This is a genomic window from Pantoea sp. X-Soil-ISGK-259, assembly GCF_059730705.1.
Genome location: NZ_AP035986.1, coordinates 1,691,616 through 1,706,446 on the forward strand (window position 1 = coordinate 1,691,616; position 14,831 = coordinate 1,706,446).

Annotated in this window: 12 protein-coding genes; 8 read left to right on the forward strand and 4 right to left on the reverse strand. The window is 54.2% G+C overall.

What is annotated here, in order from left to right; all coding sequences use genetic code 11:
• Positions 1 to 776: 776 nt before the first annotated feature.
• Positions 777 to 1,589, reverse strand: coding sequence for a DeoR/GlpR family DNA-binding transcription regulator (locus tag AC6I77_RS07850; protein WP_039660387.1), 813 nt, complete (start codon positions 1,587 to 1,589; stop codon positions 777 to 779).
• 352 nt (positions 1,590 to 1,941) lie between these two features.
• On the opposite strand from AC6I77_RS07850, the gene AC6I77_RS07855 reads away from it, so the two are divergent.
• The 7 genes from AC6I77_RS07855 to AC6I77_RS07885 all read left to right on the forward strand — a co-directional run bounded on the left by AC6I77_RS07855 (position 1,942) and on the right by AC6I77_RS07885 (position 9,567).
• A complete protein-coding gene (locus tag AC6I77_RS07855; protein ID WP_039660385.1) occupies positions 1,942 to 2,739 on the forward strand; it encodes a GolD/DthD family dehydrogenase in 798 nt (265 codons plus the stop codon).
• A 55-nt stretch (positions 2,740 to 2,794) separates the two neighbouring features.
• On the forward strand, positions 2,795 to 3,730 hold the full coding sequence (locus tag AC6I77_RS07860) for a D-ribose ABC transporter substrate-binding protein (protein ID WP_003848377.1): 936 nt from the start codon (positions 2,795 to 2,797) through the stop codon (positions 3,728 to 3,730).
• 45 nt (positions 3,731 to 3,775) lie between these two features.
• Positions 3,776 to 4,387 carry a DUF2291 family protein gene (locus AC6I77_RS07865; RefSeq protein WP_003848375.1) on the forward strand — a complete coding sequence of 204 codons (612 nt, stop codon included), beginning with the start codon at positions 3,776 to 3,778 and terminating at the stop codon, positions 4,385 to 4,387.
• Between the two features lie 10 nt (positions 4,388 to 4,397).
• Positions 4,398 to 5,930: a sugar ABC transporter ATP-binding protein gene (locus AC6I77_RS07870; protein ID WP_003848372.1), complete on the forward strand. Its 1,533-nt coding sequence runs from the start codon at positions 4,398 to 4,400 to the stop codon at positions 5,928 to 5,930.
• 152 nt (positions 5,931 to 6,082) lie between these two features.
• Positions 6,083 to 7,150: an ABC transporter permease gene (locus tag AC6I77_RS07875; RefSeq protein ID WP_008926168.1), complete on the forward strand. Its 1,068-nt coding sequence runs from the start codon at positions 6,083 to 6,085 to the stop codon at positions 7,148 to 7,150.
• 11 nt (positions 7,151 to 7,161) lie between these two features.
• On the forward strand, positions 7,162 to 7,959 hold the full coding sequence (locus AC6I77_RS07880; RefSeq protein WP_003848368.1) for an SDR family oxidoreductase: 798 nt from the start codon (positions 7,162 to 7,164) through the stop codon (positions 7,957 to 7,959).
• A 174-nt stretch (positions 7,960 to 8,133) separates the two neighbouring features.
• Positions 8,134 to 9,567, forward strand: coding sequence for a YchO/YchP family invasin (locus AC6I77_RS07885; protein WP_181405298.1), 1,434 nt, complete (start codon positions 8,134 to 8,136; stop codon positions 9,565 to 9,567).
• A gap of 69 nt (positions 9,568 to 9,636) precedes the next feature.
• On the opposite strand, the gene AC6I77_RS07890 is transcribed toward AC6I77_RS07885, so the two are convergent.
• Together AC6I77_RS07890 and AC6I77_RS07895 are read right to left on the reverse strand one after the other, a co-directional pair.
• Positions 9,637 to 9,837 carry a hypothetical protein gene (locus AC6I77_RS07890; RefSeq protein WP_223296454.1) on the reverse strand — a complete coding sequence of 67 codons (201 nt, stop codon included), beginning with the start codon at positions 9,835 to 9,837 and terminating at the stop codon, positions 9,637 to 9,639.
• A 91-nt stretch (positions 9,838 to 9,928) separates the two neighbouring features.
• The gene (locus tag AC6I77_RS07895; RefSeq protein ID WP_033743259.1) at positions 9,929 to 10,423 is read right to left on the reverse strand and encodes a MarR family winged helix-turn-helix transcriptional regulator; all 495 of its coding nucleotides are present in this window, start codon (positions 10,421 to 10,423) and stop codon (positions 9,929 to 9,931) included.
• 890 nt (positions 10,424 to 11,313) lie between these two features.
• Between AC6I77_RS07895 and AC6I77_RS07900 the strand changes: the two genes are divergently transcribed.
• Positions 11,314 to 12,870 (forward strand): putative bifunctional diguanylate cyclase/phosphodiesterase, encoded by a 1,557-nt coding sequence (locus AC6I77_RS07900; RefSeq protein ID WP_039660381.1) that lies wholly within the window; start codon positions 11,314 to 11,316, stop codon positions 12,868 to 12,870.
• Between the two features lie 76 nt (positions 12,871 to 12,946).
• Here the strand turns inward: AC6I77_RS07900 and AC6I77_RS07905 are convergent, their stop codons facing one another.
• Positions 12,947 to 14,020 (reverse strand): porin, encoded by a 1,074-nt coding sequence (locus AC6I77_RS07905; RefSeq protein ID WP_078804348.1) that lies wholly within the window; start codon positions 14,018 to 14,020, stop codon positions 12,947 to 12,949.
• Positions 14,021 to 14,831 lie beyond the last annotated feature (811 nt).

Below are 14,831 nucleotides of genomic sequence, written 5' to 3' on the forward strand. Positions count from 1 at the left end.
CCCGCATCCCTGCGGATTGGGCTCGCCTTCCCTGGCTCGCACACTTTGCTCTTCAGGCAGGCCTTACCTGCACTGTTGGCGATGGCGCGGGGTTTTGCTGGAGCAGGTCTGCGAGTATGCGGGATTTTTCGGGTGAGCAGGCTGGGAGGGTTTGGTGAGCCGGTGCGTCGTGCAGGAAAAGCCTGCCTGATCGCAAAGGAATCCCGCATCCATGCGGATTGGGCTCGCCCTTCCTGGCTCGCACACTTTGCTCTTCAGGCAGGCCTTACCTGCACTGTTGGCGATGGTGCGGCGTTTTGCTGGAGCAGGTCTGCGAGTATGCTGGATTGTTCGGGTGAGCAGGCTGGGAGGGTTTGGTGAGCCGGTGCGTCGTGCAGGAAAGGCCTGCCTGATCGCAAAGGGATCCCGCATCCCTGCGGATTGGGCTCGCCCTCCCTGGCTCGCACACGTTGCTCTTCAGGCAGGCCTTACCTGCACTGCTGGCGATGGTGCGGGGTTTTGCTGATGCAGGTCTGCGAGTATGCGGGATTGTTTGGGTGAGCCGGTGCGGCGTGCAGGAAAGGCCTGCCTGATCGCAAAGGGATCCCGCATCCCTGCGGATTGGGCTCGCCTTCCCTGGCTCGCACACGTTGCTCTTCAGGCAGGCCTTACCTGCACTGTTGGTGATGGTGCGGGGTTTTTAGTGGCTAACTGAAATGTCCGCGCTTACCTGTGCCTCACATTTTCGGGTCTCACCGCTCTGGAATCACTCACTTTAGCGGGGTGCGAATTTTAAATTACATCGCCCGCTTCAGCGGCAGTGGGGCCACCAGCACTTTTACGCCCAGAGCTTCAAACGCTTTGACCTGCGCGGGGCTGATGCCGCTGTCGGTGATCAGGTAGTGGATGTTGCTCCAGTCACAGGGGAGCGCGAACATGGATACCTTGTCGATTTTACTGGAGTCGGCCACCACATACACTGTGCTGGCGGATTTGATCATCGCCAGTTTTACTTTGATATCCGTTTCACTGGGGAAACTCAGGCCCAGACGCGGCGAGATGCAGGCGGTCGCCAGGAAGAGTTTTTCAGCCAGCACGTTTTCAAAAAAGCTGGCCGCTTTCTCGCCTGAGGTGGAGAGCGTCGGAAATTTAAAGGTGCCGCCGGTCAGCAGGATATTGATCCCCGGCTCGCCACCCAGTTTCAGGGCGATATTGACTGCCGTGGTCACCACTGACAGACGGCGGATGTGGCTGATGGCGTCAGTAATCGCGGTGGTCGTGGTACCGGAATCGAAAATCACCGTGTCGCCATTTTCGATATGCTGCGCCGCCAGCCGGCCAATTGCCTCTTTCTCTTCCAGATGGGTCTGCCGCTCCAGCAGCATCGCCCCGGTATTCTGCTTGCCCGTCATCAGCGTTGCGCCACCGTGGTAGCGCTGCACAAAGCCCTGTTTCTGCAGCATGCGCAGGTCGCTGCGTAATGTGGCTTCGGTCAGGCCAAAGGTCTCCGTCAGTGCTTTGACCGTGACCGTGCCATCCTCACGGATCATCTCCAGAATTTTCTCGCGGCGTTGCTGCATGTCAGCGAACTGCTCACTTTTGCTTTTCAATCGAAATGCTCCCTTTTCCAATAACCTGAGAGGTCGGGCAAACAAGGTCTCTGTGGCTGAGTTTAACGCGCCATTTTTATGAATGCGAGATAGCCAGATAGGCCATTGGTTTTCGAACGAAAATTAACAATCCGCATGTTATTGAATCTCTCATGCTTTCCCGATTGCAGCAGTGCGGCTTTATTTCGGGACTGGAAGCCAGATCACGTCTTTTCAATCAGATAAGCGGCTTTGAGAGGCAGATGGTCGAAATTTGATCTGCTCCACACATCATTTCTTTTCGATAGCATATATTTTTGTTCGAAAATGAATGAATCAACCGCATCAGCAAAAATCTGAGGGGAAGAGTGGGATGAGTGGCGAATATGACGTAAACCTGCGCTACGGCGTAGATACCGCAATGAATCTGGCTGACAAAGTGGCGGTAGTGACCGGTGGTCTGGGCGGTATCGCCATGGCGACGAATGGCATGTTGCTGGAGAAGGGTGCGCGTCTGGCTCTGCTCTATCCGCCGTTTGAAGCGGAGAAGGTTGCCAGTCTGCAGGCGGATTTTGCGGCCGATCGGGTGCAGTTTGTCTGCTGTGATGTCACCGATCCCGCATCGGTGGAAGAGGCGTTTGACGCGGTCGTTTCACATTATGGCCGCATCGATATCCTGGTGAACTGCGCGGGCTACGTGATGCTGCAACCCGTGATTGAAACCGATTTTGCCGAGTGGCAGAAGCAGATCGCGGTGAATCTTACCGGGCCTTTTCTCTGCTCGCAGGCAGCTGCAAAGCTGATGATCCGTGCCGGTGCGGGCGGCAAAATTATTAATATCGCCTCTCAGGCGGCGTCCATCGCTATCGATAACCATGTCGCCTACACCTCCGCCAAAGCAGGTCTGCTGGGCATGACCAAAGTGATGGCCAAAGAGTTTGCGCCGCATCGCATCAACGTGAACACCCTGTCGCCCACCGTGGTGCTGACGCCTATGGGCGAGAAAGCCTGGCGCGGCGAAAAGGGCGAGCAGATGAAAAAACTGATTCCGCTGGGCCGCTTTGCCTATACCGATGAAATTGCCGCCGCCGTTCTGTTCTTCGCCAGTAACGGCAGCGACATGATTACCGGTGCCGATTTAATGATCGATGGTGGATTCACTATCTGGTAATGCCAGCCCAACATCCGGGACTTCATACCCTGCCATAACGATAAGAGAGAACATCATGAAAAAACGTACCCTGCTTTGCACTGCCGTGGCTGCCTGTCTGGTTTCGCAGGCGGCGTTTGCCGCCGAAAAAGGCACCATTATGATTCTGGTTAACTCACTCGATAATCCCTACTACGCCTCCGAAGCCAAAGGCGCCAATCTCAAAGCGCAGGAACTGGGTTACAAGACCACGGTGCTGTCGCATGGCGAAGATGTGAAGAAGCAGAGCGAACTGATTGATGCCGCTATCGGTAAGAAAGTGCAGGGTATCGTACTGGATAACGCCGACTCCACCGCCAGCGTGGCGGCAATTAAAAAGGCTAAAGATGCCGGCATTCCGGTGGTTTTAATTAACCGTGAAATCCCGGTCGATGACGTGGCACTGGCGCAGATTACCCATAACAACTTCCAGGCAGGTTCCGATGTAGCCAACGTCTTTGTTGAGAAAATGGGCGAAAAGGGCAAATACGCCGAGCTGGCCTGTAACCTGGCCGACAATAACTGCGTCACCCGTTCAAAGTCATTCCATCAGGTACTGGATCAATATCCTGATATGCAGAGCGTGGCGCGTCAGGATGCGAAAGGCACGCTGATCGACGGTAAGCGCATTATGGACAGTATTCTGCAGGCGCATCCGGATGTAAAAGGGGTGATCTGCGGCAACGGGCCGGTTGCGCTGGGCGCGATCGCTGCGCTCAAGGCGGCCGGTCGCAACGATGTGATTGTGGTGGGCATTGATGGCAGTAACGATGAACGCGATGCAGTGAAAGCGGGCACGCTGAAAGCCACCGTGATGTTGCAGGCCCAGGCGATTGCCGCCGAAGGTGTCACCGATCTCGATAATTTCATTCAGAAGGGCGTGAAGCCGGAAAAACAGCGTGTGATGTTCCGCGGCATTCTGATTACCCCGGAAAATGCCAAAAACGTCCAGGACTTCAACTACAAGTCGTAACTAAACGCTGCCGCGCCTGCGTAAGCGGGCGCCAGGGAGAAGAAGATGTCCCGAAGAGTCTGGCTGACGCTGGTGGTCTTACTGTTAAGCGGCTGCAAAATTGTGTCGCAGCAGGAGCTGGCTGACCTGAAAAATCCACCCAATCCAAAAATGGCTAACATCGACCAGCTGTGGCAGCAAAAACTGGTGCCGCAGGTCCAGGCAGAGGCGAAACCGCTGGCGACGCTGATGAAGTCGCTGCAGTCTGCCAAAGACTTTGACAGCGCCTGTCAGACTTATGGCTATCGCAGTCAGGCTGAGAATCCCTGTGTCTTTAGCGTCTCGGTTCGCGGTGAGGTGACCGCGGTAAACACAACGTCGCGCAGCGGAAAAATGACGGTGAAAGACGAATCAGGTGACAGTGTCACTATTCAGACCGGGCCGATTATTCGCGGGACCGCGTTGCGCGATGCCTATAAAGGTGCGAGCTATCAGGACTTTAATGACCAGGTGCTGTTTGGTGACTACGGTAAGGCGATCAACCAGCACGCTTCCACCCTGATGCAGCAGTTCGCGCCGAAAGTGGGCGATAAAGTGAGTGTTTCCGGTGTGTTCAGTAGCTGGGATATTCCGCAGCAGTTGCCGGATATCACCCCGGCTGCGATTACCCGGCAATAAGGAGCGGCAGATGCAAAACCCTCAACCGCAACCGTCCGGCGACGTGATTATCGAAACGCGCAATGTGTCGCGCCTCTATCCCGGTGTGACTGCGCTCGATCAGGTCAGCTATCGGGTTTACCGCAACAAAGTGAATGTCCTGATTGGTGAGAACGGGGCCGGTAAGTCCACCATGATGAAGATGCTGGCGGGAGTGGAAACACCGTCGTCGGGTGAGATTCTGCTGGATGGCAAAGTAGTCTCACTCAATTCCACACATCAGGCGGAAAAACAGGGTATCAGCATCATTTTTCAGGAGCTAAACCTGTTTCCGAACATGAACGTGATGGACAACATTTTTATCGCCAATGAGTTTTTCCAGCGCGGTGTAATCAATGAAAAGTATCAATACGCGCTGGCGAAGTCGCTGCTGGACCGGCTGCAACTGGATGTCGATCCCTACGCGCCGCTGGGCGAGCTGGGCATTGGTCATCAGCAGTTGGTAGAGATCGCCCGCGCGCTGTCGAAGGATACCCGGGTGTTGATCATGGATGAGCCGACCAGCGCCCTGAGCCAGTCGGAAGTCAAAGTGCTGTTCAGCGTTATCGACCAGCTGAAGCGGCGCGGCGTCACCATCATCTACATCTCTCACCGGCTGGAAGAGCTGATGGAGATTGGCGACCACATCACCATTTTCCGCGATGGCCGCTTCATCAGTGAGCGTGAGGTGCGCGACGCCAGCGTGCCCTGGATCATCGCTCAGATGGTGGGTGATAAGAAAAAACAGTTCGACTATCAGCCTGCGCCACAAGGGGAAACGGTGCTGGAGGTCGAGGGACTGACCGCGCTGCATCAGAACGGCGGCTACAAGCTGAATGAGGTCAGTTTTACCCTGCGCAAAGGCGAGGTGATTGGCATTTATGGACTGCTGGGGGCCGGACGTACTGAGTTGTTCAAGGGGCTGATTGGCCTGATGTCCTGTCAGTCGGGCCGGGTTCGGCTGGCCGGTAAAGATCTGGCGAAACGCAGTTTCCAGCAGCGGCTGAAAAGCGGCATCGCGCTGGTGCCTGAAGATCGCAAGGGCGAAGGGGTCATTGAACTGATGTCGGTGACGGCCAACATGACGCTTTCTGACTTCAGTCTGCGCGGTTTTCGCCGGGCGCTTGGGCTGCTGAATCCGGGCCGGGAGCATCAGCGGGTGAATGAGATGATCGGCCATCTGGCGATCAAGGTCAGCGATCCTGACCTGCCGGTGACGGCGCTGAGCGGCGGTAATCAGCAGAAGGTGGTGCTGGGTAAAGCGCTGATGACCGGACCGCAGGTGGTGTTACTCGATGAGCCAACGCGCGGCATTGATGTGGGCGCTAAAACCGACGTCTATCACCTTATTGGCAACCTGGCGCAGCAGGGGCTGGCCGTGATGTTTTCATCGTCCGAACTGGATGAGGTCATGGCGCTGGCAGACCGCATTTTAGTGATGGCCGATGGCAGGATCACGGCCGATCTGCCGCGCGCAGCGGCGACGCGGGAACATCTGATCGCGGCATCAACCCCGCAGGATTAAGCGCCTTATTTTATTTGTCAGTCTGAAGCGGGGCAGTGCTCACCATCCTCACGTACTGCGTGTACGTTTCGGTTGTTATGCGCTGTCCCTGTCCCGACTGCCTGCAACGATTACGCGAACTGGAACAGGCTCTAAGCTGGCCGGAGAATGTCATGAACCAAAAATATCTGCTTTATATGTATTTGCTTAAAGCGCGCACTTTTATTGCATTGCTGATAGTGGTCGGCTTTTTCAGCGTGATGGTGCCAAACTTTCTGACGCCCTCCAACCTGTTGATCATGACGCAGCACGTGGCGATTACCGGACTGCTGGCGATTGGTATGACGCTGGTGATCCTCACCGGCGGTATCGACCTTTCGGTGGGCGCGGTCGCGGGGATTTGCGGCATGGTGGCGGGTGCGCTGCTGACCAATGGCATTCCGTTGTGGGGCGGCAATACGCTATTTCTCAACGTGCCTGAAGTCATTCTGGTGGTGGCCATCTTTGGCGTGCTGGTGGGGCTGATTAACGGCACGGTGATCACCCGTCTGGGCGTGGCGCCCTTTATCTGCACCCTGGGAATGATGTATGTGGCGCGCGGTGCAGCGTTGCTGTTCAACGACGGCGGCACCTACGCCAACCTGATAGGGCTGCCCGCACTGGGCAACACCGGTTTTGCGCTGCTTGGCTCCGGCACTGTACTGGGTGTTTATCTGCCTATCTGGCTGATGCTCGGCTTTTTACTGCTCGGCCTCTACCTGACACGCAAAACCCCGCTGGGTCGTTATATCTATGCCATCGGCGGCAATGAGTCCGCCGCACGTCTGGCGGGCGTACCGATTATCAAAGTAAAAGTCTTCGTCTACGCCTTTTCTGGCCTTTGCGCCGGTCTGGTCGGGCTGGTAGTGGCCTCGCAATTACAGACCGCACATCCGATGACCGGCAATATGTTTGAGATGGACGCCATTGGTGCCACGGTACTCGGCGGTACGGCGCTGGCAGGCGGCCGTGGGCGGGTTTCCGGCTCGATTATTGGCGCGTTTGTTATCGTCTTTCTAGCGGATGGCATGGTGATGATGGGCGTCAGCGATTTCTGGCAGATGGTCATTAAAGGCCTGGTGATTGTTACTGCGGTGGTGATCGACCAGTTCCAGCAACGTCTGCAAAGCAAAGTGGTGCTGCTGCGTCGCCATGATAAAAAGCAGCAGGCAGCGCCTCTCACTGATGTCCGTCACACATAACAGGAGCAATTATGAGCCGCGAACAACGTGGAAAAACAGTGGTGATTACCGGTGCCTGTCGCGGCATTGGTGCCGGGATTGCGGCGCGTTTCGCCCGCGACGGGGCCAGGCTGGTGATGGTGTCAAATGCTGACCGGGTCTTCACGACCGCCGACCAGATTCAGCAGCAATACGGCAGTGAGATTCTGGCGCTGCAGGTCGATGTCACGGATGAAGCGGCGGTGCAGCAGCTCTATCAGCAGGCATCTGAGCGCTTTGGTCAGATTGACGTCTCAATACAGAATGCGGGTGTGATCACCATCGACCGCTTTGACACCATGCCGAAGAGCGACTTTGAACGGATTCTGGCGGTTAATACGACCGGCGTCTGGCTCTGTTGTCGTGAAGCGGCAAAATATATGGTGCAGCAACGCAGCGGCAGCCTGATCAACACGTCATCCGGGCAGGGACGGCAGGGCTTTATCTACACGCCGCACTATGCCGCCAGCAAAATGGGCGTGATTGGCATTACCCAGAGTCTGGCGCTGGAGCTGGCGCCGTGGAATATCACCGTCAACGCTTTCTGTCCCGGCATCATCGAAAGTGAGATGTGGGATTACAACGATCGTGTCTGGGGTGAGATCCTCAGCAGCGAGGAGAAAACCTACGGCAAAGGTGAGCTGATGGCGGAGTGGGTTAAAAACATTCCGCTGAAGCGCGCCGGTCAGCCGGAAGACGTGGCGGGACTGGTGGCCTTTCTTGCCTCGGACGATGCGCGCTATATCACCGGGCAGACCATTAACGTGGATGGCGGGTTAATCTTCTCCTGACAGAGGCTTTTCTGCGTTGGGCCTGCGTTAAATGCAGGCCTTATTGAGTGCGGATTTTTCTGTTATATGCACAATTTGCCGCTGCTGTCCTGCATCACCGTCACAATATGTTAAGGTAAGTGCTAATGATTTGTCTTTAATTACAGCAACGAACTGATCAATGTGCCGGGTGACATGATACGGAAAACAGGAGTTCTCTCTTTGATTGCGCTGTCGCTGACTGCGACGCAGAGTGCTCGCGCTTTCCAGACTGAAACAGCGGTGTCCGAAACGCCCTTCGATGATCCGGCGCGCTACAGTGAATCGCTGCCGACGCTGGGCGGTGCCAGCGATCAGGATGAAGAGTGGAGCAAAAAGCTGGCGGCCGTGGCCAAAAGTATCGGTGAAGCCAGTAACAACAGCGACAGCAATGTCACGTTTGGTCAACAGGCGGGTGTCTGGGCGTTCAATCATCTGCGGGATGAAGTGGCGGGCCGGGTTGAGAGCGAAGGGCAGTCACTGCTTTCCCCATACGGCAACGCGCAGCTGGACCTGAAAGTCGATATGAACGGGAACTTCGCGGGCACCGGTGGCGATCTCTTTAGCGCCCTGTCCGATGAGAACAGCCTGCTCACCTTCAGCCAGCTTGGCCTGCACGATACCGATGATGGTCTGGTTGGCAACGCGGGGCTGGGACAACGCTGGGACGCGGGTGACTGGCTGCTGGGCTATAACGGTTTTATTGATCGCACCTTCAGCAGCGGCCTGCAACGTGCATCGGTGGGCACAGAGGCGTGGAGCGATTCGATGCGCTTTTCTGCCAACTACTATCAGCCGCTTTCCGGCTGGAAAAACCTGAATGATTCACAGCAGCAGCGCATGGCGCGCGGCTATGACATCACCAGCCAGAGCTATCTGCCTTTTTATCGCCAGCTGGGTGTCTCGGTGAGCTATCAGCAATATCTGGGTGAGAATGTCGATCTGTTTAATAGCGGCAACCGTTATCACAACCCCTCCGCCATGTCGTTTGGCCTCTCCTACACGCCGGTGCCGCTGGTCACCTTTTCAGCCACTCACAAAGCCAGTAGCGCTGGTGAAAGCCAGGATCAGCTGGGGCTTAAACTCAATTATCGCTTCGGCGTGGCGCTGAGCCGTCAGCTTGATGCCGGTAATGTCGCAGAGGCGCGCTCCCTGCGCGGCAGCCGTTATGATACCGTGACCCGCAGTGATACGCCGGTGCTCTCATTCCGTCAGCGCAAAACGCTCTCCGTATTTCTGGCAACGCCGCCATGGCAACTGAGCAGTGGCGAGAGTCTGCCGCTGAAGCTGCAGGTGCGGGCCAGCAATGACATCAGGGCGGTAAGCTGGCAGGGTGATACGCAGGCGCTGAGCCTGACGCCACCGGCCAATAATGCCGATCCGCAGGGCTGGAGTGTCATCTTACCGCAATGGGATCCCTCACCAGAGGCCAGCAATGAATACCGCCTGTCGGTAACCCTTGAGGACAGCAAGCAGCAGCGTGTGACCTCTAACTGGATTACCTTAAAAGTCGAGCCGCCCATGGGCCTGGACACGGCTCCGCAGAACGATCGTTATGATTTGATGGCGCCTGCTGGTGCAGCACTTTAGCGGGTAAGTTCTGCTAAAAGAGAGGAAGGAGGGCGGTCTGGAACGCCGTCAGGCAGAGTGATCTGATGATCAGTTAACCAGTTTTGTCACAACGCGAACGGCTTTGGCGTAAATTTCTCTCTGGCCGTTGAACGATCGCGCCTGTTGAGATTGCAGAAATGCGATGATTTCCAGTACACCCGCAGTCTGGCCTGACTTCAGCAGGCTTGATACAGCATGGCCGACAACGGCATGGACATCATCCATATCCCCCGGTTTATCGCTACTCAAAAGAAACTCCAGCGGTAACTGGTTGGCTGAATTGCGCATAACGAAATACGCTGATTATTTAACATGTTCATTCGTTTATCAAAAGCCCCTTTCATGGCAGAGCCCTGAGCAATTTTTCGCGCAGCATGGCGACCTGGGTTGTCAGCAGGCCGAGCTCACTACAGTCAGTATCCATTACCGACACCATATCCGCCGGGACGCCAGCCGCGTCGATTTTAAGCTGGTGGCCCTGTTCTGTCAGAGAGATGAACACCCGGCGCTCATCGTTACCGGTGTCACGCTGGCGGCAGAGGATGCCCGCACCTTCCAGCCGCTTCAGAAGCTGGCTAAGCGTGCCGGAATCGAGCCGAACGCGGGCACCAATCTCAGAGACGGTCAGGCCATCTTTTTCCCACAACACCAGCAGCACAAGATATTGCGGATAAGTGAGTCCCAGCGGTTTTAGCCGGGATTGATAGAGCTTTGTCATGGCAAGTGAGGCGGAATAGAGCGCAAAGCAGAGAAACTGATCAATGGTTTCAGGCGCTGCGCTGGCGGGAGGCGTTTCAGAGTTCCCCGCGATTTCGTCATTCATACTTTTACTCATTCTGAGTCGGGGGAGATAAAGCCCGATGACGGGCAGTTTGCCAGCCTTGAATTCTCGCTAAGTGTCTCAGGAGAAATGGCTTGTTGCAGCCTCTCTTTGCTGGTGTCAGACATCAGATGTTCAGGCGCTATCGCGACGGAGGGAGCAGGCTACAGTGCACGTCTGACTGAAAGAAAGCACAGTATTGAGTCAAACTAAATTGAAGTCAATATAACCGGATGTACCTTCCGGCTTACCTCGCGCTTATTGATGTAATACAGAGTAAATCGACTGCAAAATTTAAGCACTTTGGCGGGCTGACAGGAGCACATTGCCCGTGTAATCGACCTTCGGTGTCAGCCTTTCCGGGAATCGGGTGTGCTTTTAACGCGTCAGGGCGCGGCGTCCAGCTGCTGGCGATTTTATTATTTCCGTTAAGGACCACTGCGCACGAGTGTCCAGAGAAATGAGAGGTTTTCCGTCCCTCTGTCTCATGCGTTCACCCTGTTGTAATAGCGTGGATAGAAATAAGAGGCCAATAGATTGATAAACCTGTTTTTATCGTCTGATGCCAGGGCTTGCTTTCCTCAGAATACCCGCAGGCTGTTCATACTGCTTAAGCGGTTAAAGCCGTCCGTGTTCACAAATATAACTGGACTGGCCTGTTAATTTTGCCCGCGCTGCCGATAGAACACTCAGCAGGATTGATGACGGAACCGACATGTTCGGGGCTCCGCCGATCGTTTGTCTTGCTGCCGTAAGGCTGAGAACGGGCGAATGCTATGTCCAGACATAGCGGAGGCGGGCTTATTGCAGACGGCTTAACTGACAGGGTATGAGAAGTACGCCCCGGTTTTTTTACTGATCATTAAAACAAAACTCTGAAACTTGCCATCACCGGGAACTAACGCATGCGCCTGAAACTTTTCTGGCTCGCAATGCTGAATATTGCGACCATTATTTTACTCTCCACACTGTGGGAGTTTGGGCTTGAAGCGCGGATTTGCCGCCTGCTAGGCCTGGGCTACGATACAAGTTTTGAAATCAGCGAGCGATTGCGGTTTATTCTCACCTCCTCCTCGTTTGCCGGGCTGGCGATGGTTGTTCCTGCGCTGCTTATCGCGGGGCTGATTCGCAAAACCCGAAGGGCGGAAAAAAACGCACTCAGGCTAGCCGGAACCGATGAGCTGACCGGTGTTATGAACCGCCGATCCTTCAATGCACACATTGCTTCGCTTAAAGCATGCGGCGCGGCCTACACTCTGACTCTGCTGAACGTTAATCACTTCAAGAGTATCAATGATCTGAATGGCCATCGTCAGGGTGACGCGACCCTGATCGCACTGGCTGATCTGCTGACCGCTTCGGCAGGCAGCACGAGCAAGGTGTTTCGTGTGGGCGGGGATGAATTCGCCATTGTTGCCGAAGATTCACAGGCTGAGCAGGCGCAGACTTTCGCCGAAAGTTTATGCGAACAGGCAGCATCGATACGGACAGGGCCGCACACCTTTCTGAGCCTCTCAGCAGGCATTGCAAGTTCCGCCTGTACGGGGCAGGCTGATGTCATGCGGGCGGCCGACCTGGCGTTATATGAAGCGAAGCAGGATAAGTGCTCTCATCTGGCACGATTCTCCCCGGACATGGAGCTGCGCTTTCGCCAGCGTGAATGGCTGGAGCAGGAGGTGGTGGCCGCCGTCAGCGGTCACGCCATCGTTCCCTTTCTCCAGCCGCTGGTCTCTTTGCGCACCGGAAACATTACCGGTTTTGAGATACTGGCACGCTGGATCACTGCGTCAGGCCAGACGGTTTCACCCGCAGAGTTTCTGCCGGTGGTGGAGCGACTGGGGCTTATGGACAGTATGACCGTGGCGCTTCTGCAGGATGCGGTCAGTGCCACCCGTGCATGGCCCGCCGGGCTCTGCCTGTCGCTGAACATCACTCCGGAACAGCTGCTGAGACCGTCACTCACCAGCTGTCTGTCTCGCATTATGCAGCATGCCGGACCGGTAATGCTGGAACTCGAAATCACCGAACAAAATGTTATGGCCATTTCCGATGATGCCCGCGAGGCGATTCGTCAGCTGAAAGAGACAGGTATCGGCGTGGTACTGGATGATTTTGGCACCGGCTATTCCAACCTGTCGGTATTGCTGGGGCTGGGTATTACCAAAATCAAAATTGATCAGTCATTTATCGCCGGCATCGTGACCGGATCGGAGCAGCGGAAAGTCGTTGAAACGCTACTGGCGCTCTGTCAGGGGTTGAATGTGGTGATCACGGCAGAGGGGATAGAAGATGTCGCCACGCTGAGATGGCTGAGAAAACGCGGCTGTGATTACGGTCAGGGCTATCTTTTCAGTCGTCCGGTGCCTGCCGGACAGGCAACCACGCTGCTGGCGTCTGCCAATGTGGAAGAACTGATGCAGGAAGCGACGGTAGCCGTCAGCTTAGTCAGGGCACTGGGTTAACGCCGCGTGACGGTGTCTGAAGTGTGGCGTGAGACAATAAACGGGTCTGGCGTGAAGTGCCAGACCCGTAATGGCATCAGAACTGGTAAATCAGACCCAGCGCGGTAATGTCGTCGGTCGCGAGACCCAGCGGATTGTTATCTTTCAGCAGGTTAATGCGGTATTCACCATAAACCGACATGTTCTTGTTGAAGTAGTAAGTCGCACCCACTGCGGTGTATTTAATGATGTCGGCATCGCCGATATTCTCAATATCCTTGCCCTTTGATGAGACGTAACCCAGGGATGGACGGAAACCGTTCAGGAACTGATACTGCGCCACAGCTTCAAAGTTCTGCGCTTTGTTGGCGAAGCCGCCGCTAATTGGGGTGGCATTCAGGGTCTCACCGTACATGGCGGCCAGATAAACCTGGTTCGCATCATATTTGACCGACGTCGCCCAGTGCTGGGCTTTCTCGCCTTCACCACGTGCGGCTCTGTTTTGCGCGGTCGTGCGATCGAGACTGGCAAACGCGCCAGCGAAGCTCAGACCGAAATCAAAGTCATAAGACGCGGACAGGGCGAAACCATCACCGTTGGAGCGACGTACGCCATCGATATTATTGCTGCGGTCGTTTTTGCCCTGATACTGCGCGGCAAGGTTTAATCCGTCTACCAGACCAAAGAAATCACTATTACGCCAGGTGAGCACGCCGGTTGAGCGGCCAGAGAGGAAGGCATCGGTATAACCGGAGTCGCCGCCGAAGAATGGCAGCATATCCGTATAGCTCAGCGCGTCATACACCAGGCCATAGTTGCGGCCATAATCCAGCGATCCCGCCTGGCCAAACTTCAGGCCTGCATAACCCAGACGGGTACGGTTGGTCGCCTGCGCATCACTGCCTTCGGAGTTGTGAAGGCTGTACTGATACTGCCAGAAACCATAGCCAGTGAGTTGATCAGTAATCTTTGTCTCACCTTTAAAACCAAAGCGGGCATAAGAGGAGGTATCACCGTTGTTATTATTATCATCTGAAAAAAGGTGAGATACGTTAATCTTGCCGACCAGATCCAGCTTATTGCCATCCTTGTTATAAACTTCTGCGGCCTGTGTGGAGGAGAGACCGATCAGCAACGGCATAACAGCCGCCAGTAAAGTGCGCTTCATCATTTAATTATTATCCTGTCTTCATTAATTATTATTCCCCTGATACGGGGCGAAAAGAAAATGACACAAAAAGATAAATTTACAAAGTGGAATATAAGTAACAAAATGTGATTTAGATATTCCGCAGGCAGGAAAGCTATAGGGAAGGAGATTAACTGAAAAGATAATAAGATTTTCTTCTTATATAAAATTATGGGTAATTTTAGCTTAATCCTTTATAATCATGGGTTTGATTTGTTCCAGGGTGACATTAATTAATCCCTTTTGTTCATTTTTAAATCAACGTGTTCAATGCATTAATTATGATTAACAGGTGTAGAAGAATAAAATTTTAATGTTTTTATTCTAACCATTAGCGTGCATATTAATATCTGAACATATTTTAATGAATAATATTTTTATTCCATATAATCACGCCAGAAATAATCTTTCCAGTCACTGATCAAATTGTAATCTGATTGCGGATTAATTAATCAGGTTCAGATGCACGGATCTCTGCGTCAGTCGCGATAAATGAAAATATTTTGTTAAATCTAAACGATCAGCGTCTTTTTGAAGGATGACGCATCGATCCCGCGCTGCACCAGTGTGAGGCAAACCGCGCTAAAACAGGGCGCCGGCGGGGGTTTTCTGGAGAGATAATTTATCAGCGATCACAAAAGCGATATTTCATCCCGTGAATGCATAATTCCGCTGTTTAAAACCCGGCTATGCCGCTGCAATCAGACAATTATTCACTATATATGCAAATTAAGTGAATATTGATTGGTTGTAAGTTATTGATATTACGTTGTGAAGACCATTTTATGCATTA

What these genes read in the sequence shown, in the direction of transcription:
- AC6I77_RS07855 (WP_039660385.1), top strand. Translation starts at nt 1,942, where the DNA reads ATGAGTGGCGAATATGACGTAAACCTGCGCTACGGCGTAGATACCGCA.
- AC6I77_RS07860 (WP_003848377.1), top strand. Translation starts at nt 2,795, where the DNA reads ATGAAAAAACGTACCCTGCTTTGCACTGCCGTGGCTGCCTGTCTGGTT.
- AC6I77_RS07865 (WP_003848375.1), top strand. Translation starts at nt 3,776, where the DNA reads ATGTCCCGAAGAGTCTGGCTGACGCTGGTGGTCTTACTGTTAAGCGGC.
- AC6I77_RS07870 (WP_003848372.1), top strand. Translation starts at nt 4,398, where the DNA reads ATGCAAAACCCTCAACCGCAACCGTCCGGCGACGTGATTATCGAAACG.
- AC6I77_RS07875 (WP_008926168.1), top strand. Translation starts at nt 6,083, where the DNA reads ATGAACCAAAAATATCTGCTTTATATGTATTTGCTTAAAGCGCGCACT.
- AC6I77_RS07880 (WP_003848368.1), top strand. Translation starts at nt 7,162, where the DNA reads ATGAGCCGCGAACAACGTGGAAAAACAGTGGTGATTACCGGTGCCTGT.
- AC6I77_RS07885 (WP_181405298.1), top strand. Translation starts at nt 8,134, where the DNA reads ATGATACGGAAAACAGGAGTTCTCTCTTTGATTGCGCTGTCGCTGACT.
- AC6I77_RS07895 (WP_033743259.1), bottom strand. Translation starts at nt 10,423, where the DNA reads ATGAGTAAAAGTATGAATGACGAAATCGCGGGGAACTCTGAAACGCCT.
- AC6I77_RS07900 (WP_039660381.1), top strand. Translation starts at nt 11,314, where the DNA reads ATGCGCCTGAAACTTTTCTGGCTCGCAATGCTGAATATTGCGACCATT.
- AC6I77_RS07905 (WP_078804348.1), bottom strand. Translation starts at nt 14,020, where the DNA reads ATGATGAAGCGCACTTTACTGGCGGCTGTTATGCCGTTGCTGATCGGT.